This window comes from Streptomyces sp. NPDC032161, from assembly GCF_040636995.1.
Classification (GTDB): Bacteria; Actinomycetota; Actinomycetes; order Streptomycetales; family Streptomycetaceae; genus Streptomyces.
This window is the reverse complement of the sequence record NZ_JBEZVN010000005.1, coordinates 373,460-392,650: the sequence shown is the minus strand read 5'-3', so window position 1 is coordinate 392,650 and position 19,191 is coordinate 373,460. Positions and strand designations below refer to the sequence as shown.

Sequence of the window (19,191 nt, the reverse complement as noted above, 5' to 3'; positions counted from 1 at the left end):
GAGGGGTTCTGACGTGTCCGCAGGAGTGCTCGTGGCCGGCGTCGGCAACCTCTTCCTCGGCGACGACGGCTTCGGCCCGGAGGTCGTGCGCCGGCTCACCGCCGGCTCCTGCGGCGAGCCGCTCCCGGCCGGGGTCCGGGTCGTCGACTACGGCATCCGGGGGATGCACCTCGCGTACGACCTGCTCGACGGATACGACGCGCTGGTGCTGGTCGACGCCTGTCCTGGCGGCGGAGCGCCTGGTGAGCTGACGGTTCTGGAGGTCGGTCCGGACGATCTCGGATCCGGTGAATTCGACGCACATGGCATGAATCCGGTTGCGGTGCTGGCAAATCTGGACCAACTAGGCGGTACGCTTCCGCTGACTCACGTCGTGGGCTGCACGCCCGCCGACGTCGACGAGGGCATCGGTCTCAGCGAGGCCGTCGCCGCGGCCGTCCCCCGGGCGGTGGAAGCCGTACGGGCGCTGGTCCATCGGCTGTCCGCGACCGCGCCCTGCCAGGAACCGGCCACCGCGCCCGACCCGCTCCGGAGGTCCTGATCATGTGTCTCGGCATTCCCGGACGCGTCGTGGAGATCGTCGAGGGATACGCGGGCCAGCTCGCCCTCGTCGACGTGGAGGGGGCCCGGCGCCGCGTCAACATCGGCATGCTCGACGCGCCGCCGGCCACCGACGACTGGGTACTGCTCCACATGGGCTTCGCCACGCAGGTCATCGACGAGGCCCAGGCGGCGGCCGCGCTGTCGGGGCTGGAGTTGATGGGCAGCGGCCCCCGGGAGGACGGCGAGGCGGACCGTCGCCAGGAGCGGGTCCGCCGTCGTTTCGAGGTGCGCGGCGTGGTGCAGGGCGTGGGCTTCCGTCCGTTCGTCCACGTCACCGCCACCGGCCTCGGCCTCGTCGGATCGGTGGCCAACACCGGCGACGGGGTGGTCGCCGAGGTGGAGGGGGACGCCGACGCGGTCGCGGAGTTCGGGCACCGGCTGCGGACCGGACCGCCGCCGCTCGCCATGGTGGAGTCCGTGACGGAGACCGACCGGCCGCTCCGCGGGGGCGAGGGGTTCGCCATCGCGGACTCCGACGCCACCGGCCGGGCCCGCACCCTCGTCTCCCCCGACACCGCGACCTGCCGGGACTGCCTGGCCGAACTGCGCGACCCGGACGACCGCCGCCACCGTCACCCCTTCATCACCTGCACCCACTGCGGTCCGCGGTTCACGATCGTCACCGGCCTGCCCTACGACCGGGCGGCCACCACCATGGCGGACTTCGCGATGTGCGAGACCTGCCGCGCGGAGTACGACGACCCGCGCGACCGCCGCTTCCACGCCCAGCCGATCTCCTGCCACGCCTGCGGTCCGCGGCTCGAACTGGTCCGGAAGGACGGCCGGTCACCGCTGCACCGCGACGAAGCGCTGCGCCGCGCCCGGGAGTTGCTCGCCGGGGGGCGGATCGTCGCGGTCAAGGGGATCGGCGGCTACCACCTCGCCTGCGACGCCCGTGACGAGGCGGCGGTCGACCGGCTGCGCCGCCGCAAGCGCCGGGGCGGCAAGCCCTTCGCCGTCATGGTCGCCGACCTCGATGTGGCCGAGGAACTGGTGACCATGACCGAGGACGAGAAGCGTCTGCTCAGCGGGGCCGTGAAGCCCATCGTGCTGCTTCCCCGCCGCTCGCGCGCGGGCGCCGTCGGGGTCGCGGACGCCGTGGCCCCGGGCAGCCCGGACCTCGGCATCATGCTTCCGTACACCCCCCTGCACGTCCTGCTCCTCGGCCTCGACGGCGACGCCCCCGGCCCCGACGCACTGGTGATGACGTCCGGCAACCGCTCCGGGGAGCCCATCGTCACGGACGACGCGAAGGCACTGACCGAGCTCGCCCCGCTGGTCGACGCCTGGCTGCGGCACGACCGGCCGATCCGGGTGCCGTGCGACGACTCGGTCAGCCGCTTCGTCGCGGGTGCCGAACTGCCCGTGCGCCGATCGCGCGGATACGCGCCGCTCCCCCTCCCCCTCCCCTTCGAGGTGCCGCCGCTGCTGGCCGCGGGCGCCGACCTCAAGAACACCTGCGCACTGGGCGAGGGCTCCCACGCCTGGGTCAGCCAGCACATCGGGGACATGGATGACCTCTCGACGATCGATGCCCTGTCCCGCACGGCCGACCATCTCGCGCTGCTGACCGGCGTCGAGGCGGAGCGGTTCGCCGCGGACCGGCACCCCGGCTACCGCAGCGGCGCCTGGGCCCGCACCCGCGCCGGGGCCCGCTCCGTGCACACCGTGCAGCACCATCACGCGCACATCGCGTCCGTGATGGGAGAGCACGGCCTCGGCCCCGAGGACGAGGTCATCGGCTTCGCCTTCGACGGCACCGGCCACGGCACCGACGGGGCGATGTGGGGCGGCGAGGTGCTGATCGCCGGGTACGCGTCGTACCGGCGGGCGGCGCACCTGGCGTACGTGCCCCTGGCCGGTGGCGACGCGAGCGTACTGCGTCCGTACCGGATGGCACTCGCCCACCTGCACGCCGCGGGTGTCCCCTGGGACGAGGGGATTCCGTCGGTCGCGGCCTGCCCGCAGGACGAACGCGGGGTACTGGCCCACCAGTTGACGACGGGCCTCGGCTGTGTCCCGACCTCCGGCATGGGCCGGCTGTTCGACGCCGTGGCCTCGCTGGCGGACGTGCGGCACGAGGTGGCGTACGAGGCCGAGGCGGCGATCGCGCTGGAGGGGCTGGCACGGGCGGCATCGCCCGAGCCCGCCGGACACGCCTACACCTTCGGTACCCGGGCCGTGCCGGGAGGCGGCGAACCGCTGCTCGCGGACCCCGGTCCGGTCATCCGCGCGGTGGTGTCCGACGTCCGGGCGGGTGTGCCCGCGGAGGTGGTCGCGGCCCGTTTCCACACGGCCGTGGCCCTTCTCGTCGCCGGTCTCGCCGAGCTGTGCCGGAAGCGGACCGGGATCGGTGTGGTGGCGCTGGGCGGTGGCGTCTTCCAGAACGCCGTTCTCCTGGAGGCGACCCGGACCGCCTTGTCGGCACGGGACTTCATCGTCCTGCGTCCGCGTCTGCTGCCGCCCAACGACGGCGGACTCGCGTTCGGGCAACTGCTGGTCGCGGCGTCGTCCTGCTGACGTCCGCGAGCGAATCCCACCCATGACCCGCAGGGAAGGAAGACACCATGTGTCTGGCAGTACCGGGGCGTGTGCTCCATACCGCCGAGGTCGACGGCGTCCCGATGGCGGAGGTCGACTTCGGCGGCGTACGCAAGGAGGTCTGTCTCCAGTACGTCCCCGACGCGGTGAGCGGCGAGTACGTCATCGTGCACGTCGGCTTCGCGATCCAGCGGCTCGACGAGACCTCCGCCCGGGCGACCCTGGCCGACTTCGAGCGGCTCGGGCTCCTGGAGGAGGAGTTCGGCGACGGCCTCGAAGCGGCCGCCGCACAGCAGCCCCCGAAGGAAGGAGCCGACCGGTGAAGTACCTGGACGAGTTCAGCGATCCCCGGCTGGCCGAGCGACTGCTCGACCAGATCCGCGCGACCGCCACCAGGCCCGCGGTGATGATGGAGGTCTGCGGTGGCCAGACCCATTCGATCATTCGGCACGGTATCGACCAACTGCTGCCCGACTGCGTGGAGTTGATCCACGGTCCCGGCTGCCCCGTGTGCGTGACGCCGCTGGAGATCATCGACCGGGCGCTGGCCATCGCCGCCCGCCCGGAGGTCGTCTTCTGCTCGTTCGGCGACATGCTGCGGGTACCGGGCAGCGGTCAGGACCTGTTCTCGGTGAAGAGCGCGGGCGGTGACGTGCGCGTCGTGTACTCCCCGCTCGACGCGCTGAGACTGGCCCGGGAGAACCCCGACCGGGAGGTCGTCTTCTTCGGCATCGGCTTCGAGACCACCGCCCCCGCCAACGCCATGACGGTGCATCAGGCACGGCGGCTGGGCGTGCGCAATTTCTCGCTGCTCGTCTCGCACGTCCTCGTGCCGCCCGCGGTGGCAGCCGTGATGGAGTCCCCCTCCTGCCGGGTACAGGCGTTCCTGGCCGCCGGGCACGTGTGCAGCGTGATGGGGACCTCGCAGTACCCTTCGCTGGCCGAGAAGTACCGCGTCCCCATCGTGGTCACCGGCTTCGAACCGCTCGACATCCTCGAAGGCATCCGCAGGGTGGTGCTCCAGCTGGAGGAGGGCCGTCACGAGGTGGAGAACGCCTACCCCCGCGCCGTGCCCGCCGGGGGGAACCTCCCCGCCATGGAGATGCTGCGGGACGTCTTCGAGGTCACGGACCGGACGTGGCGCGGCATCGGCATGATCCCCGGCAGCGGTTGGCGACTGGCCGAGAAGTACGCCGAGTTCGACGCCGAACGCCGGTTCGACGTGGCGGCGATCCGTACGTCGGAGTCGTCGCTGTGCCGGTCGGGCGAGGTGCTCCAGGGGCTGATCAAGCCGCACGCGTGCCAGGCGTTCGGCAAGGAGTGCACCCCGAGGAATCCGCTGGGCGCCACGATGGTGTCCTCCGAGGGCGCCTGCTCCGCCTACTACGCGTACCGCCGACTGGAACTGGTCGACGCGAAATGACCGAGACGACGAAGCACGCCCCTGCCCCTGCCCCTGCCCCGGACACCGGCCTCGACTTCGAGGGGTGGGTCTGCCCGGCCCCGCTGCGTGAGACGCCCGTGGTCGTGATGGGCCACGGCGGTGGCGGGGCGATGTCCGCCGAACTGATCGAGCACCTGTTCCTCCCGTCCTATGGCCCGGCGGCCGTCTCCGGGATGGGCGACTCCGCGGTGCTGACCGTCGGCCACGGCACACGGCTGGCCTTCTCCACCGACTCGTTCGTGGTGAAGCCGATGTTCTTCCCCGGCGGTTCCACCGGAGACCTCGCGGTGAACGGAACGGTCAACGACCTGGCGATGTCGGGCGCCGTACCGCTGTTCCTGTCCTGCGCGTTCATCCTCCAGGAGGGCACCGCCCTGACCGACGTCGGACGGATCGCGCGCGACATGGGCTCGGCGGCCGGGGCGGCCGGGGTCCGGCTGGTCACCGGCGACACCAAGGTCGTCGACCGCCACAGCGGCGACGGGGTCTACGTCACCACCTCGGGGATCGGCGTGATCCCCGACGGCGTCGACATCGGTCCGGGTCGCGCGCGCCCGGGGGACGCCGTACTGATCAGCGGCGACATCGGGGTGCACGGCATCGCGGTGATGAGCTGCCGGGAGGGCCTGGAGTTCGGTACGGCGGTGGAGAGCGACACCGCGCCCCTGCACGGCCTGGTCGCCGCGATGCTCGCCACCGGGGCCGACGTACGCGTGCTGCGCGATCCCACGCGCGGCGGGGTGGCGGCCTCGCTCAACGAGATCGCCCGCGCCTCGGACGTCGGCGTCGAACTGGTCGAGCGCGAGCTGCCCGTGCCGGACGCGGTGCGTGACGCGTGCGGTCTGCTGGGACTCGACCCGCTCCAGGTGGCGAACGAGGGAAAGCTGATCGCCTTCGTGCCCGCCGAGTCCGCCGACACCGTGCTGTCGGCCCTCACGTCGCACCCGCTGGGCCGCGCGGCCCGCCGGATCGGCACGTGCGTGGCCGACCATCCCGGCATGGTGGTGGCCAGGACCGGCCTCGGCGGCTCCCGGGTGGTCGGCCTGCCGGTCGGCGAGCAGCTCCCGAGGATCTGCTGAGTGAGCGCGCACGGCGCCGCCCTGTTCGCCCGGTACGCCTACCCGCCCAACGAGCTCGGCTACTGCGGCCCCGCCGACCCCTCCGCCCTGCTCCGTCCCGAGGACACCGCGGTCGTCGAGCGTCACGCACGCAGGTTCGAGGGCGCCTGGTGCTACCTGGAACTGCTCGCCGAGGCGGCCGGGCTCCCCGACCCCCTGGACGAGCGGGTGGTCGAGGCGTACTGGATCGGCAACGAGCTCCTGGAACGCGCCGACCCCGCCGTACTGCTGGCCCGGCTGCGCGAACGCTTCCGCGGCCAGGAGGGCGGCACATGGCAGGACGCGTCCGGCCGTGCCCGCGCCCACCACAGCTTCCAGGTCTTCGAGGTGTACCCCTGGACGCGTCTCCTGGTGGCCTCGGGCCATCCGACGGCGCTGTCCGTCCTCGACCGGTGCCGCATCCGCACGGGCGTGGTGCGTTCGGTCGGCGGCGAGCGGGCCGAGGTCGAGTCCCGGCCGCTGCTCTGGACGGGCGGCCGTCTGGTCCACGGGGCTCCGCGCCGGGAGTCCGTACGCTGGTCCACAGGGGGCCGTTCACTGGTCCCGGGGCTCGGCCCCGGGGATCTGGTGGCGCTGCACTGGGACTGGGTGTGCGACGTCCTCACGGAGCCGCAGGCGGCACGCATCGAAGCGGCGGAGGCGCGTCAGCTGACGGCGCAGGGGCTGACCGCCGGCTGACTCGCGCCGTCCGGCGGACGGGCGGCGGGACGGGACGGGCGCGACGGTCCTCCCGGGAAGGAGTGGGTGACGATGGCAACCTCGGAGGCTGTTTCCGTACCCGTCGACGGATCGGTGATCGCCGGTGACCTGGCGCTCGGACCGGAGGCGGGGGGTGTGGTGCTCTTCGCCCACGGCAGCGGCAGCTCTCGCCACAGCCCGCGCAACAGGGCGGTGGCCGCGTATCTGCGGGAGGCGGGGCTGGGCACGCTGCTCCTGGACCTGCTGACCGTCCGGGAGGAGCGGGAGGACGTGGTGACCGGGCAGTACCGGTTCGACATCGGCCTGCTCGGCCGACGGGTGGTGGCGGCGGTGGACTGGCTCGCGGCCCGGCCGGACTCGGCGGGACTTCCGCTGGGTCTCTTCGGTGCGAGCACCGGGGCGGCGGCCGCGCTGCTGGCCGCGGCGGAGCGGCCCGGGCACGTCCGGTCGGTCGTCTCCCGCGGGGGCCGCCCCGACATGGCCGAGGAGGCCCTGGACCGGGTGCGCGCCCCGGTGCTGCTGATCGTGGGCGGCGCCGACCAGGAGGTGCTGCGGTTGAACGAGGAGGCGGCCGGGCGGCTGCGCGCTCCGCACCGGATCCACGTGGTCCCGGGGGCGACGCATCTCTTCGAGGAACCCGGAGCCCTGGAAGAGGTGGCCGAGGCGGCACGCCGTTGGTTCCTGCGCCCGGGAGGGGAAGAGGAAGCGGGCTGAGAGCGGGCGCGGCGCCGCGCCCCGCCCGGCCGGACCGTCGTGCGCGGCGGTCCGTGTCCATGAAGGGCTGTGTCCGGGCCTTGTCGTGGCCCGGACACAGCCGTCCGCTCAGGACTTCGGGGGGGCCGGTCCCTCAGGACTTCGGGGAGAAGCGCAGCCGTGTGGCCGCCAGGGCCCCGAGTGCCAGCAGCACGACGGACACCCACAGTCCGGACAGGTGGTTGCCGGTGGCGTCCTCGGCGTAGCCCATGATGTACGGGCCGACGAAGCCACCGGTGATGCCGATGGTGTTGAGCAGCGCCAGGCCGCCCGCGAGGGTCTTGCCCGCGAGCCGGGTGGCGGGGAAGTTGAACAGCAGGGGCTGGACGACGAAGAACGCCAGGCCGGTGAAGCAGAAGCCGAGCAGCGCGATCACGGGGCCCGCGACCGCGGCGACGACGAGCCCGGTGAACATCATCAGCAGGCCGACGACCACGAAGTTGCGCGAGCGCCGGGGCGTGGTCGCGCGGGGCGGCACGAAGATGGCGCCGACGGCAGCGGTGAGCCAGGGCAGCCCGGTGAGCAGGCCGATGGTGAAGGGCGAGAGGTGGCCCCAGCCGCCGATGATGCCGGGCAGGAAGTAGACCACGGAGTACAGGGCGACCTGGTGCGTCCAGTTGGCGAAGATGGCCAGCAGCATCTGCTTGTCGCGCAGCACGGTCAGCAGGGAGCCGGAGTCGTTGCCGGCCGCCTTGGCACCCTCGTTCTGCTCGCGGGTGACCGCGTCCTGGACCAGCCGGGCCTCCTCGGCCGTCAGCCACGGCGCCTTGGCCGGGCCGTCGGGCAGGAACCGGAAGACGACGAACGCCAGGAAGACGCAGGGGACGCCCTCGATCACGAACATCCACTGCCAGCCGTGCCAGCCGCCGATGCCGTCCATCTCCATGAGCAGTCCGCCCAGGGGGTTGCCGACGACGCTGGCGATGGAGGCGCCCAGCAGGAGCAGGCCGATGGCCCGGCCGCGGGTCTCGGAGCGGAACCAGTACGTGAAGTAGAGCAGGATGCCCGGCAGCAGCCCGGCCTCGGCCGCGCCGAGGAGCAGCCGCATGGCGTAGAAGGACTTCTCGCCCTGCACGAAGGCCATGCACGCCGAGATGATGCCCCAGGTCAGCATGATCCGGGTGATCCACCAGCGGGCGCCCACCCGGTGCATGATCAGGTTGCTGGGCACCTCGGACGCCGCGTAGGTGAGGAAGAACAGCCCGGCGCCCAGCCCGTAGGCCGCGGCGGAGATGCCGAGGTCGACCTCCAGGCGCTCCTTGGCGAGACCGATGTTGGTCCGGTCGAGGAACGACATGATGTAGGCGGCCAGCAGCAGCGGCATCAGCCGCCGCAAATTGCGGCGGTCCAGCTCGCCGAGCGCGTCGCTCGGGGTCTCGGATGGTGTGGCCGCATCTGGGGTGCGGGATCCGCGGATCAAAGACATCGGTGTCCTCTTGGGTTGCTCTGGCAGCCTACGGGCGCGGGCTGCGGCCGAGGCGGGCGGGGCCGGGAGAAGGGCGGCCCGTGGCAGCGGGGCCGACGGGCCGCCCGTGGGGCGACGGGGCCGCGGGCGGCCCGTGGGGCGATGCCGTCACGGGCGGGCCCACGGCGGCCGGGAAGGGTTCAGACGAGGAGCCGGAGCGGGTTCTCCACGGCCTCGGTGAAGGCCGCGAGCCAGCGTGCCGCCACGGCGCCGTCCACCGGACGGTGGTCCACGGACAGGACCACGCCGAGCACCTTGGCCACGGTGACCGCGCCGTCGCGGACCACCGCCTCGTCGCGTGCCGCGCCGACCGCCAGGATCGCGGCCTGCGGCGGGTTGATGATGGCGGCGAACTCCTCGACCCCGTGCATGCCGAGGTTCGACACGGTGATCGAGCCGCCTTCGAGGTCGGCGGGGCGCAGCGCCCCGGAACGCGCCTGTTCCGCGTACGCGCGGGTGCGGGCGGCGATCGCGGAGACCGACAGGTTCTCGATGCCGCGCAGCACCGGGGTCACCAGTCCCGTCTCGGTGGCGACGGCGACCGACACGTCGACGGTACGGAAGCGGCGGACGGCGTCCGGCGTCCAGATCGCGTTCATCTCCGGCACCTGGGTGTGTGCCGTGGCGACGGCCTTGATCAGCAGGTCGTTGACCGAGACCTTGACCGGGCCGACGGCGTTGATCCGCTGCCGCAGGGCGAGCAGTTCGTCCACGGCGCAGGTCGCCCGCAGGTAGAAGTGCGGGGTGTGCTGCTTGCTCTCGGTCAGACGCCTGGCGATGGCCCGGCGCATCCGGCTGTGCGGGATGTCCTCGTGGTCGCCGGTGCCGGTGGTGGCGACGGTACCAGTGGCGCCGGTCGTGCCGGTGGTGCCGACGGGTTCGGCCGGGGCCGGCGGCTGCACGGTGGCCGGGGCCTGCGGCGCCGCCCGGGGGGTGTCGCGGGCGGCGACGGCGGCCTCGACGTCCCGTCGCACGACGCGGCCGCCGGGGCCGGTCCCGGTGAGGGCCGTGAAGTCCAGCCCGGCCTCCCGGGCCAGCCTGCGGGCCAGCGGGCTGCTGAAGACGCGCCCGCCGCGCTCCGGCTCGGCCGCCGCCGCGGCGGTGGGCCGCGGAGCCGCGGGGGCCGGGGATGCGGTCGGCGCCGGGGATGCGGCGGCCGGTTCCTCCGGCACGTCGCGGCGGACCGCCTGCGGGGCCTCGCCGGGCGCCGCGACGGCGACGCCCAGTTCCGCGAGCAGCGCGTCGAGGCCGTCGGCCTGCTCGCCGACGGCGCCGAGCACGGCGATCGGGTCGCCGACCTCGATCTCCACACCGGCTTCGTAGAGCGCCTTGAGCAGCACGCCGTCACGCTCGGCGGAGACGTCCACCTCCGCCTTGTCCGTCTCGATGGAGACCAGCGCGTCGTCCTTCGTGAACGCCGCGCCCTCGGCCACCAGCCAGGCGGACAGCACCGCCGTCGGCGAGTCGGCGGCCACCGCGGGCATTCGGAACAGTTCAGCCATGATCAACCCTCCTGGGTGTCGTGTCGTACGGGGAGGGTCAGTTCTCGGTGACCCGCTGGAGCGCGGCCACGACCTCTTCGGTCCGCGCGATGGCGGCCCGCTCCAGCACCTTGCTGATGCTGGGCGAGGACTCACCTGCGTGGACGCGCTGGACGGGCTGGTCGAGCCAGTCGAACCAGCGCCGCTGGATCTCGTCGGCCAGCCAGCCTCCGTAGGAGGTGCCGACGGGGCCCTGTTCGGCGATGAGCACGTTGTTGGTCCTGCGGATGCTGTCGCCCAGGGTCTCCCAGTCCAGGCTGGCGCGGTCCAGCCAGCGCAGATCGATGACCTCGGCGTCCAGGCCCAGCTGTTCGACGGCCTCCAGGACGTAGTTGGTCATCGCCAGGTACGTGACGACGGTGATCTTGGATCCGGTGCGGCGCACGGCCGCCTTGCCCACGGGCAGGCAGTAGTCGAAGTCGTCGACCGGACCCTGGCCGACCGTGTTGTACAGGTCGGTGTGCTCCAGCACGACGACCGGGTCCTTGCAGGTCAGCGCGCTGTTCATCAGGCCGACGTAGTCGAAGGGCGTGGACGGCGCGACGATCCGCCAGCCGGGGGCGGTGGCGAAGACGCCCGCCGGGTCCATCGAGTGCTGGGATCCGTACCCGGTGCCCATGGCGACCTTGCTGCGCAGGACGAGCGGTACGCCGGTCCCCTGCCCGTCGCCGCCGAACATGTGCCGGGCCTTGCCGATCTGGTTGAAGATCTGGTCGGCCGCGACCCACATGAAGTCGGCGTACATGAACTCGACCACGGGCTTGTAGCGGCCGTCGAGCGCGATGCCCCCGGCGAGACCGGCGAAGGCGTTCTCGCTGATGGGCGTGCCCAGGACCCGGTCCGGGTGGGCTTCGGCCAGGCCCTTGGTGGCGCCGTTGGTACCGCCCTTGAGGCGGTGCACGTCCTCGCCCATGACGACGACGGAGTCGTCCTCGGCCATGCGGTGGCTCATCACCTCGGCCACGACGTCGATGAACTTGCGCTGCTCCAGGCGTCCCTGGAAGGTGTCGGTGTCGGCGAGGCGCACGCCGTCGAATTCGCCGAGGTCGCCGCGTATCCCGACGTCGCGGAAGGACGGGTCGGGCCATTCGGAGGGCTTGATGCGGCGGCTGCCCGGCTTGCCGTCGGGGTCGGGCTCCAGCAGCTCGTCGCCCACGGCGGCCATGAGCGCCTTGGCGCGCGCGGTGCACTCCTCGATCTCGTCGGCGCCGAGGATCCCGTTCTCGACCAGCTGCCGGGAGAGGAGGGCCAGCGGGTCGCGGGACCGCCACTCCTTCTCCTCGTCCTTGGTCCGGTAGCCGAAGGCGCTGCCGGGGAACGGGCCGTTCTGGTGGAAGAACCGGTAGACCTCGGCCTCGACGATGGTGGGGCCGTTGCCCGCCCGCATGTGGTCCACGGCCTCGCTCATGGCCAGGTACACGGCGAGCGGGTCCATGCCGTCCACGCGCCAGCTGGGGATGTTGAAGCCCAGACCGCGCGCCGAGAGCCGGGGCTCCGCCGTCGCCTCGTCCACGTGGGTGGAGACGGCGTACTTGTTGTTCTCGATGAAGAAGCAGACCGGGAGCTTCCAGGCCGCGGCGAGGTTCATCGTCTCCAGCACCGAGCCGATGTTGACCGCGCCGTCCCCGAAGTAGGTCACCGAGACCGCGTCGGTGCCGGCCTGCCGCGCCGACCAGGCGAACCCGGCTGCCTGCGGCACGCCGCCACCGACGATGGCGTTGGTGCCCATCGCCCCGGCCTCGGCCCACTGCAGATGCATGGATCCGCCCCGGCCCCGGCAGAAGCCCCTGGCCAGACCGCAGATCTCCGCCAGGCTGCGGAGCAGGACGGTGCGCACCTCCTCGTCGACGGGACCGCGCAGGTCGATGCCGCCGGGTGCGACGTACCCCAGCGCCTTCGCGAGGAACTGGTGGTGGCCGCGGTGCGAGCCGCCGACGAAGTCGGCGCCGGTCAGCGGGAGCACGGAGCCGACGGCGCCGCCCTCCTGGCCGATGCTGGAGTGCGCCGGGCCGTGCACCAGGCCCTGTCCCGCGAGGTCGAGGACGTACTCCTCGAAGGCCCTGATCAGCAGGGTCTGGGTGAACATCGAGGTCAGCAGCCGCGGATCCGCGCCGTGCCAGTCCTTCTTGGTCGCCGTCACCTCGGTCCAGGGGGACGCGGGGGCCAGTTTCCGATGTGTGGGCATGAGCACTCTCCTGTGTGATTCGGTGAGCACTGTCGCAGCGAATGGATCCATAACCAATACCCGTTACTGGAACGTTATGTTCAAGTTTCCGACATTTCCATTGACTAGGCCCCTTGCAGCGACGCACTGTGAGACCCATGGCAAGCAAATGGATCCATTCGGTAGCGGATCGGGGGCAGGCTCTCCCCGACCCGGCCGACCCGGAACACATCGGCCCGCCATCCGTCCGCCCCGGCGGGCAGCGGTACGGATCGGGTGCGGCGGTACGGCTGTGGCAGCCTTCGGTCTGAACACGCCGTCGCAGACGCCGCGCCGTCCTTCAACGCATCGCCGCACCGCACCAGGGAGAGCCATGTCACTGAAGCCGTCCACCGGATCCCGCACGCCGGGCGCCGGTTCGTCCGGGTCCAGCGCCGCCGCCGTCGCGAGCCAGCGCGTCGCGGACCACCTGCGTGCCGCCATCCTGAGCGGTGAGCTGCGCCCCGGCGCGAGGATCATGCAGGAGCAGGTCGCCGCGCAGCTCGGCGCCAGTCGGCTGCCGGTCCGCGAGGCACTGCGGATACTGGCGGCCGAGGGCCTGACCGTGGTCAAGTCCAACAGCGGCGCCTGGGTCTCCCGGATGGACATGGCGGAGTGCGAGGGCGTCTACAAGATCCGCGAACGCCTGGAACCGCTCGCCCTGAGCGAGAGCATTCCGAACCTCTCCGCCGAGCAGGTCGCCGAGCTGGCGGCGATCGCGCGGCAGATCGAGCTCACCACCGACGTGGACCGGTTCCTGGCGCTCGACCGCGAGCTGCACCTGCTCACCTACGCCGGCTGCCGCGTCGCCCAGATCACCGACATGGTCGACCGGTTCTGGAACACCACCCAGCACTACCGGCGCGCCTTCACCCGGCTCGCGGGCGACAGCGGCTGGGAGCTGATCCACGCCGAGCACCGCCTGATCATCGAGGCGATCGAACGACGCGACACCGTCGACGCCGAACGATTTCTCACCGGCCACCTCCGCCGCACCCGGCTGGAACTGGCCCAACATCCCGAACTGTTCAACGAGGACGACCATGACACCGACCACACAGCAGGCGCAGCGGGCACAGGGAACGCGGGGAACGTCCGAGGAGACGCGGCACGCCCGGCCGACTGACGCCCGCCCCTTCGAGGGCCGGACCCTCCTCCTGTCGGGCGCGGGCGGCGGCATCGCCCGCGAGGTGGCCCGTCAGTTCCACGCCCTGGGCGCCAACCTGGTGCTGGGCGATCTGAACGCCGCCGTGCTGGAGGAGTTCGCCGCGACGCTCGACCCGACCGGCGGGAGCGTGATCACCCGGGTGCTCGACGCGGCATCGCCGGAGAGCAACAACGCGTTCGTCGCCGCCGCGGTCGAGGCGTTCGGCTCGGTCGACTTCCTCGTGCCGGCCGCCGGGATCTACCCCGAGCAGGCGGTCGCCGACATGACCGACGAGCAGTGGAACACCGTCATCTCGGTCAACCTGAACGGTGTCTTCTACCTCACCCGCGCCGTCCTGCCCCACCTCAACGAGGGCGGCAGCATCGTCAATCTGACGTCCATGGCCGGTCACCGCGGCAGCGTCCGGCACGCGCACTACGCGGCGACGAAGGGCGCGCTGCTCGCCTTCTCCCGCAGCCTCGCCTGGGAACTCGGTTCCCGGGCACGGATCAACATGGTGTCGCCCGGGATCATCGAGACCCCCATGACCCGCGACTACGTGGCCGACCGCGGCGACACCGCGCTCGCCACCACTCCCCTGGGCCGTCTGGGCAGGCCGGAGGAGGTGGCCTCCGTCGTCACCTTCCTGTGCTCTCCCGCCGCGAGCTTCGTGCAGGGCGAGGTCATCCACGTCAACGGCGGCATGCACATGGCCTGATCAGGCAGGGCACACACCGGCGGGGGAAACGCGCGAGCAGGAACGGAACGGACGAGAAGATGACGACACGAGCGGCGATCTACCCCGACCTGCGCGGCAGGTCGGTGTGCGTCACCGGCGCCGCGCGCGGCCTGGGCCTGGCGATGGCCGAGGCATACGCACGCGCGGGGTGCCATGTGCTGATGCTGGACATCGACGGCGACGAACTGGAACGGATCCGGCCCGGGTTGGAGGCGGGACGGCCCGACCAGCTGATCGCGACGGCTACGGCCCCGGTGAGCGACGAGGAAGCCGTGACGGAGGCGCTCGCCGGCTTCACGGCCCGGACGGGAGGACTGTCCGTGCTGGTCGCCAATGCCGGCGTGTCCGCCAACGCCCCCTCCCTCGATGTCGAACTCGGCCGCTGGAACACCGCGTTGGACGTCAACCTCACCGGCGTCTTCGTCTGCGCGCGGGCCGCCGCCCGCGTCATGCGCGAGGGCGACGGGGGTGTCGTCCTGACCACCTCGTCGATGTACGGGGTGACCGCCGGGCCCGAGCGCGCGGCCTACTGCGCCACCAAGGCGGGCGTCGCCGCCCTCACCAAGGTCCTGGCCGTGGAGTGGGCCCCGTACGGCATCCGCGTCAACGCGCTCGCGCCCGGGTATGTCGAGACCGATCTGGTGGCCCGGCTCGCCGAGGACGGGCGGCTGGACACGGAGGCGCTGCGCCGCCGAACCCCGCGTGGCCGCCTCGGCCGCCCGGAGGACATCGCCCACCTGGCGCTGTTCCTGTCGTCGGAGGTCTCCGCGAACATCACGGGTCAGGTGATGGTCAGCGACGGCGGCTGGACGGCCGACGGCTATGCCGTGACGTCCGGCTGACGTCACGTCACTTCGACCGGGCCGCCGACAGGCCGGCCCGGGCCGCCCGCGGGGACCGGCCCCGGGGCCCGCGGGCGCGGTACTGGCTTCCTCACCGCGCGCCCCGGGCCCGGGCCGTCCTCCTCGGCCGGGTCAGACGGTGACCTTCAGCAGCACGGCCCACTCCTCGACGGCGGGGCGCTCGGCGAGGTCCGCGACGGCTATGTCGGCCCCGTGGGCCTCGCGCCAGCGGCCGACCAGGGTCATCAGCCGGACGGAGTCGAGGCCGTAGTCGACGAGGTTCTCGTCGTCGGGGATGTCGTCGACGGACTCGCCGAGGACGTCGGCGATGTCATTGCGCATCTCTTCCAGGGTGAGTGCCACGATGTTCAGATCCCTTCCAGGACGGTGTCGGTGGTGGTGACGACGGCGCACCGCCCGGCGGCCCACTTCAGGGCCATGGCGTGTTCCTCGGCGGAGAAGTCCGCCACGGCGTCGGCCACGACGAACGCCTCGATGTCCCGCATCCACGCGTCGCAGGCGGTCATCAGCACACCGATGTGGGCGTAGACGCCCGTGACGACGATCTGGTCGCGGCCGAGCGCGGACAGCCGGTCGGCCAGATCGGTGCGGGCGAACCCGCTGTACTTCCACTTGGTCACGACGGTGTCGTCCGGGCCGGGGGCGACGGCGTCGGCGATCGCCTCGGCCGCCGGGTCGGCGGGCAGGCCGGGTCCCCAGAAGTCCTGCTGCAGACCGCGCTGCGGCGGGGTCTGCCCGCCGGGCTGGGCGGTGTAGAGGACGGGGATGCCCAGCTCCCGGGCGCGCGCCCGCAGGGCGGCGACGTTCGCCAGGAGTCTCGGGATCAGGTCCGTGCTCTCGTCGTAGGCGGAGAGGAAGTAGTTCTGCAGGTCGTGCACGAGCAGGACCGCGCGGGCCGGGTCGGCCTTCCAGTCGACCCGGTTCGCGGGCAGGTCGGCCGCGTCCGGCATGGGGTAGGAGGTGATCTCGGGCAGGGCCATGGGGTGTCCGTTCAGTCCTGTGCGGGGGCGGGTCGCCGGTGGTCGGCGCCTTCGGGGCCGGTGGGGGCCGGTCCGGCGGGTGCCGCCGGACCGGGGTCCTCGGGCGAGGCGGGCTCGCTCCGTACGGCGGCGGCCCGGAGGTCCTTCTTGGAGATCTTGCCGACGCCCGTCTGCGGGAACTCGGACACGAACTCGACCCGGTCGGGCACCTTGTAGCCGGCCAGGCCCCGGCCGCGTACGAAACGCTTGATCTCCACGGGCTTCAGCGGTCCGGCACCGTCCCGCAGGATGACGTAGGCGAGGCTGCGTTCACCGAGGTAGGGGTCCGGTTCGCCGACCACGTTGGCGTCGTGCACGGCGGGGTGGGCGAGGATGTGGTTCTCGACCTCCTCGGCGGCGATCTTCTCGCCGCCCCGGTTGATCTGGTCCTTGGCCCGGCCCTCGACGATCAGGTGTCCGGTCGTGGTGCGGCGGACGATGTCACCGGTGCGGTAGAAGCCGTCCTCGGTGAACGCGCGGGCGTTGTGCTGGGGCGCGCGCCAGTAGCCGCGGATGGTGTACGGCCCACGGGTCAGCAGGTGCCCGGACTCGCCCGGGGGCACGTCGTCGTCGGCGTCGTCGACGACACGGATCTCGTCGTCCGGGGAGATGGGCAGGCCCTGGGTGGTGACGACGGTCTCCGCGGGGTCGTCGAGGCGGGTGTAGTTGACCAGCCCCTCCGCCATGCCGAAGACCTGCTGGAGCGTGCAGCCGAGGGCGGGGCGGACCCGGCGGGCGGCCTGCTCGCTGAACTTGGCGCCGCCGACCAGCAGCACGTCCAGACTGCTCAGGTCGTACGCGGTGCCGGGGGCGGCCTCGGTCCAGACCAGGGCCAGCGGCGGCACGAGACCGGTGATGGTGACCCGTTCCCGTTCGATCAGGGGGAACGCCACCTCGGGGCTGGGCTGCGGGCAGAGCACGACCCGGGCCCCCGCGTACAGCGCGCCGAGCGTGCCCGGCGAGGAGAGCGGGAAGTTGTGGGCGGCGGGCAGCGCGCACAGGTAGACGCTGTGCTCGTCCACCGCGCAGATCTCGTTGGAGCCGCGCAGCGAGTAGATGTAGTCGTCGTGGGTGCGCGGGATCAGCTTGGGGATGCCGGTGCTGCCGCCGGACAGCTGCAGGAAGGCAAGATCGCCGGGTTCGGGGCCGTCGACGTCGACGGGCTCGGCGTGCACCGCGTCCAGCGCCTCGAACGCGCCCGCGTCCGGACCGGCCACGAACACGTGCCGCAGAGCGGGGACTTCGGCGCGGACGGCGGCGGCCAGCTCGCGGTAGTCGTAGCCGCCGTGCACTCCGGCGACCACGTAGGCGGAGGCCTCGGTGAACTCGCAGAAGTAGCGGATCTCGGTCTCCCGGTGCGCGGGGAGCGCGAAGACGGGCAGCGCGCCGATCCGGAAGAGGGCGAAGACCACTTCGAAGAACTCTGCGATGTTGGGGAGTTGCACCACCACCCGGTCGCCCTTGGCGATGCCCCGGGCCAGCAGCCCGGCGGCCATCCGGTCGGCACGGGCGTCGAGTTCGGCATAGGTCCAGCGGCGGTCGGCGTCGCCGCCCGGGTCGACGACCGCGACGCGGTCGGGATGGGCCGCGGCCCGCTCGCGGAGCATGGCTCCGAAGGTCTCGCCGCGCCAGTACCCCGCGGCCCGGTAGCGCTCGGCGAACGCGGCGGGCCAGGTCGGGGTCGGGTCCGGGACGGTCGTCCCGGCCGCGGTCGGCGTCGGGCCCTGGGCCGGGGTCGTCGTCGCGGTCACAGCTGGGCCCCCACGGCGCCGAGGAAGGTACGGAACTTGGCGGCGGTCTCGGCGGTCTCCGCCTCGGGCTCCGAGGCGGACACCACCCCGGCGCCCGCGTACAGGCGCAGCGAGGTCGGTCCGGCCTCGGCGCAGCGGATGGTGACGACCCATTCGCCGTCGCCGTCGGCGTCGCCCCAGCCGACCATGCCGGTGAAGAAGCCGCGGTCGAAGGGTTCGCTCTCCCGGATGACCCGTCGGGCGGTGTCGGTGGGGGTGCCGCAGACGGCGGGGGTCGGGTGCAGCGCGCAGGCCAGTTCGAGGGCGGTGGTGTCCGGGGAGCGCAGGGTGCCGGTGACGGTGGTGGACAGGTGCCACATGGTGGCGGTGCGGACCAGGGTCGGCTTGGCGGGCACGGTGAGGCCGGTGCAGTGGGGGGCGAGGCTCTCCTGCACCGCGTTGACGACGACCGCGTGCTCGTGGAGGTCCTTGGCCGACTCCAGGAGGGCCGCGGCGCGCCGGACGTCCTCGGCGAGGTCGTCGCTGCGCGGTACGGATCCGGCGAGCGGGTTGGCGACCACGCGGGTGCCGTGCCGGGATACCAGCAGTTCGGGGCTGGCGCCGAGCAGGGTGCGGTCGGGGCCGGTGGGCAGGGCGAAGGTGTAGCCGGAGGGGTCGCGGCGGGCCAGCCGCTGGAGCATCGCCGGGAGGTCGAACGGACGGACGGCGTCGAGCCGGAGGGTGCGGGCGAGGACGACCTTGCTGAACTCGCCCTTCCACATGCGCCCGACGGCGGCGGCCACGGACGCCCCGTACTCCTCGGGCACCGGCTCCTGGTGGACCGTCAGGTCACTGGTGTCGGCCGGGGAGGGCGGGTCGGCGGGCAGGGCGACCAGCGGGTCGGAGGTCAGCGGGGGCGCGGTGTGCAGCACGTCCGGCACGGCGAGCGCGGCGGGGGCGTCCTGGTCGAAGGGTATGGCGCCCATGACGACGGGGGCGGCGTGTCCGGCGGCGCGGGCCGCGGCGAGGGCGGCGGCCACCCGCAGGGGGAGGGGACGTTCGTCGTGCGGCACCTCGCTGTGCACTCCCTCGCCGAGGAGCGTGCGTGTCGGGGTGCCGAGGAACCGGGCGCCCGGGACGAAGGAGTTGAGCAGGCCGGTGGCCACGCCCACGGCGGGGTGGGCCGGCTCGGCGGTGGTACGGGGTGCGGCGACCTGGGGTGCCGTCGACACGGTGGCTCCGTTTCTCGCACGTCCGGCGGTGGGTGCGGGCGTGCGGTGCGGGTGAGCGGGGAGTGTGTGCGGGGAAGGGGTGGGGTGCACGGGG

17 protein-coding genes are annotated in these 19,191 nt (G+C 72.7%); 10 read left to right on the top strand and 7 right to left on the bottom strand.

Features of this window, described 5'->3' with window-relative positions; all coding sequences use genetic code 11:
* Positions 1 to 13 precede the first annotated feature (13 nt).
* The 7 genes from AB0E67_RS15925 to AB0E67_RS15895 all read left to right on the top strand — a co-directional run bounded on the left by AB0E67_RS15925 (position 14) and on the right by AB0E67_RS15895 (position 7,119).
* Positions 14 to 541, top strand: coding sequence for a hydrogenase maturation protease (locus AB0E67_RS15925; RefSeq protein WP_362026396.1), 528 nt, complete (start codon positions 14 to 16; stop codon positions 539 to 541).
* A gap of 2 nt (positions 542 to 543) precedes the next feature.
* Complete coding sequence (gene hypF, locus AB0E67_RS15920) at positions 544 to 3,123, top strand: carbamoyltransferase HypF (protein ID WP_362026394.1); 2,580 nt, start codon at positions 544 to 546, stop codon at positions 3,121 to 3,123.
* 47 nt (positions 3,124 to 3,170) lie between these two features.
* Positions 3,171 to 3,467 (top strand): HypC/HybG/HupF family hydrogenase formation chaperone, encoded by a 297-nt coding sequence (locus AB0E67_RS15915; protein WP_362026391.1) that lies wholly within the window; start codon positions 3,171 to 3,173, stop codon positions 3,465 to 3,467.
* Positions 3,464 to 4,567, top strand: coding sequence for a hydrogenase formation protein HypD (gene hypD, locus AB0E67_RS15910; protein ID WP_362026388.1), 1,104 nt, complete (start codon positions 3,464 to 3,466; stop codon positions 4,565 to 4,567). Before AB0E67_RS15915 ends, hypD begins: the two co-directional genes overlap by 4 nt.
* Entirely contained in the window at positions 4,564 to 5,667 is a 1,104-nt protein-coding gene (gene hypE, locus AB0E67_RS15905) for a hydrogenase expression/formation protein HypE (protein WP_362026385.1), read from the top strand. Before hypD ends, hypE begins: the two co-directional genes overlap by 4 nt.
* On the top strand, positions 5,668 to 6,384 hold the full coding sequence (locus AB0E67_RS15900; protein WP_362026382.1) for a DUF6390 family protein: 717 nt from the start codon (positions 5,668 to 5,670) through the stop codon (positions 6,382 to 6,384). It abuts the gene before it with no gap.
* A 72-nt stretch (positions 6,385 to 6,456) separates the two neighbouring features.
* On the top strand, positions 6,457 to 7,119 hold the full coding sequence (locus AB0E67_RS15895) for a dienelactone hydrolase family protein (protein WP_362026379.1): 663 nt from the start codon (positions 6,457 to 6,459) through the stop codon (positions 7,117 to 7,119).
* A 133-nt stretch (positions 7,120 to 7,252) separates the two neighbouring features.
* Here the strand turns inward: AB0E67_RS15895 and AB0E67_RS15890 are convergent, their stop codons facing one another.
* The 3 genes from AB0E67_RS15890 to AB0E67_RS15880 all read right to left on the bottom strand — a co-directional run bounded on the left by AB0E67_RS15890 (position 7,253) and on the right by AB0E67_RS15880 (position 12,349).
* A complete protein-coding gene (locus AB0E67_RS15890; RefSeq protein ID WP_362026376.1) occupies positions 7,253 to 8,584 on the bottom strand; it encodes an MFS transporter in 1,332 nt (443 codons plus the stop codon).
* 179 nt (positions 8,585 to 8,763) lie between these two features.
* Positions 8,764 to 10,125, bottom strand: a complete 1,362-nt coding sequence (locus tag AB0E67_RS15885) for a 2-oxo acid dehydrogenase subunit E2 (protein WP_362026373.1) — start codon at positions 10,123 to 10,125, stop codon at positions 8,764 to 8,766.
* A gap of 37 nt (positions 10,126 to 10,162) precedes the next feature.
* On the bottom strand, positions 10,163 to 12,349 hold the full coding sequence (locus tag AB0E67_RS15880; protein WP_362026370.1) for a thiamine pyrophosphate-dependent enzyme: 2,187 nt from the start codon (positions 12,347 to 12,349) through the stop codon (positions 10,163 to 10,165).
* 352 nt (positions 12,350 to 12,701) lie between these two features.
* On the opposite strand from AB0E67_RS15880, the gene AB0E67_RS15875 reads away from it, so the two are divergent.
* Genes AB0E67_RS15875 through AB0E67_RS15865 form a run of 3 tightly spaced genes read left to right on the top strand, consistent with a single transcriptional unit; the run spans position 12,702 to position 15,095 of the window.
* Complete coding sequence (locus tag AB0E67_RS15875) at positions 12,702 to 13,493, top strand: GntR family transcriptional regulator (protein ID WP_362026367.1); 792 nt, start codon at positions 12,702 to 12,704, stop codon at positions 13,491 to 13,493.
* Positions 13,411 to 14,232, top strand: coding sequence for an SDR family NAD(P)-dependent oxidoreductase (locus AB0E67_RS15870; protein ID WP_362026364.1), 822 nt, complete (start codon positions 13,411 to 13,413; stop codon positions 14,230 to 14,232). The genes AB0E67_RS15875 and AB0E67_RS15870 overlap by 83 nt, the downstream gene beginning before the upstream one ends.
* Before the next feature lie 59 nt (positions 14,233 to 14,291).
* Positions 14,292 to 15,095 (top strand): SDR family NAD(P)-dependent oxidoreductase, encoded by an 804-nt coding sequence (locus AB0E67_RS15865; protein ID WP_362026361.1) that lies wholly within the window; start codon positions 14,292 to 14,294, stop codon positions 15,093 to 15,095.
* Positions 15,096 to 15,227: 132 nt separating this feature from the next.
* On the opposite strand, the gene AB0E67_RS15860 is transcribed toward AB0E67_RS15865, so the two are convergent.
* From AB0E67_RS15860 to AB0E67_RS15845, 4 genes are read right to left on the bottom strand one after another with little or no spacing between them, the layout of a single operon-like run.
* Entirely contained in the window at positions 15,228 to 15,458 is a 231-nt protein-coding gene (locus AB0E67_RS15860; protein WP_362026358.1) for a phosphopantetheine-binding protein, read from the bottom strand.
* A gap of 5 nt (positions 15,459 to 15,463) precedes the next feature.
* A complete protein-coding gene (locus AB0E67_RS15855) occupies positions 15,464 to 16,096 on the bottom strand; it encodes an isochorismatase family protein (protein ID WP_362026356.1) in 633 nt (210 codons plus the stop codon).
* 11 nt (positions 16,097 to 16,107) lie between these two features.
* Positions 16,108 to 17,886, bottom strand: coding sequence for a (2,3-dihydroxybenzoyl)adenylate synthase (locus tag AB0E67_RS15850; RefSeq protein WP_362026353.1), 1,779 nt, complete (start codon positions 17,884 to 17,886; stop codon positions 16,108 to 16,110).
* Positions 17,883 to 19,097, bottom strand: a complete 1,215-nt coding sequence (locus tag AB0E67_RS15845) for an isochorismate synthase (RefSeq protein ID WP_362026351.1) — start codon at positions 19,095 to 19,097, stop codon at positions 17,883 to 17,885. The genes AB0E67_RS15850 and AB0E67_RS15845 overlap by 4 nt, the downstream gene beginning before the upstream one ends.
* Positions 19,098 to 19,191: the final 94 nt, after the last annotated feature.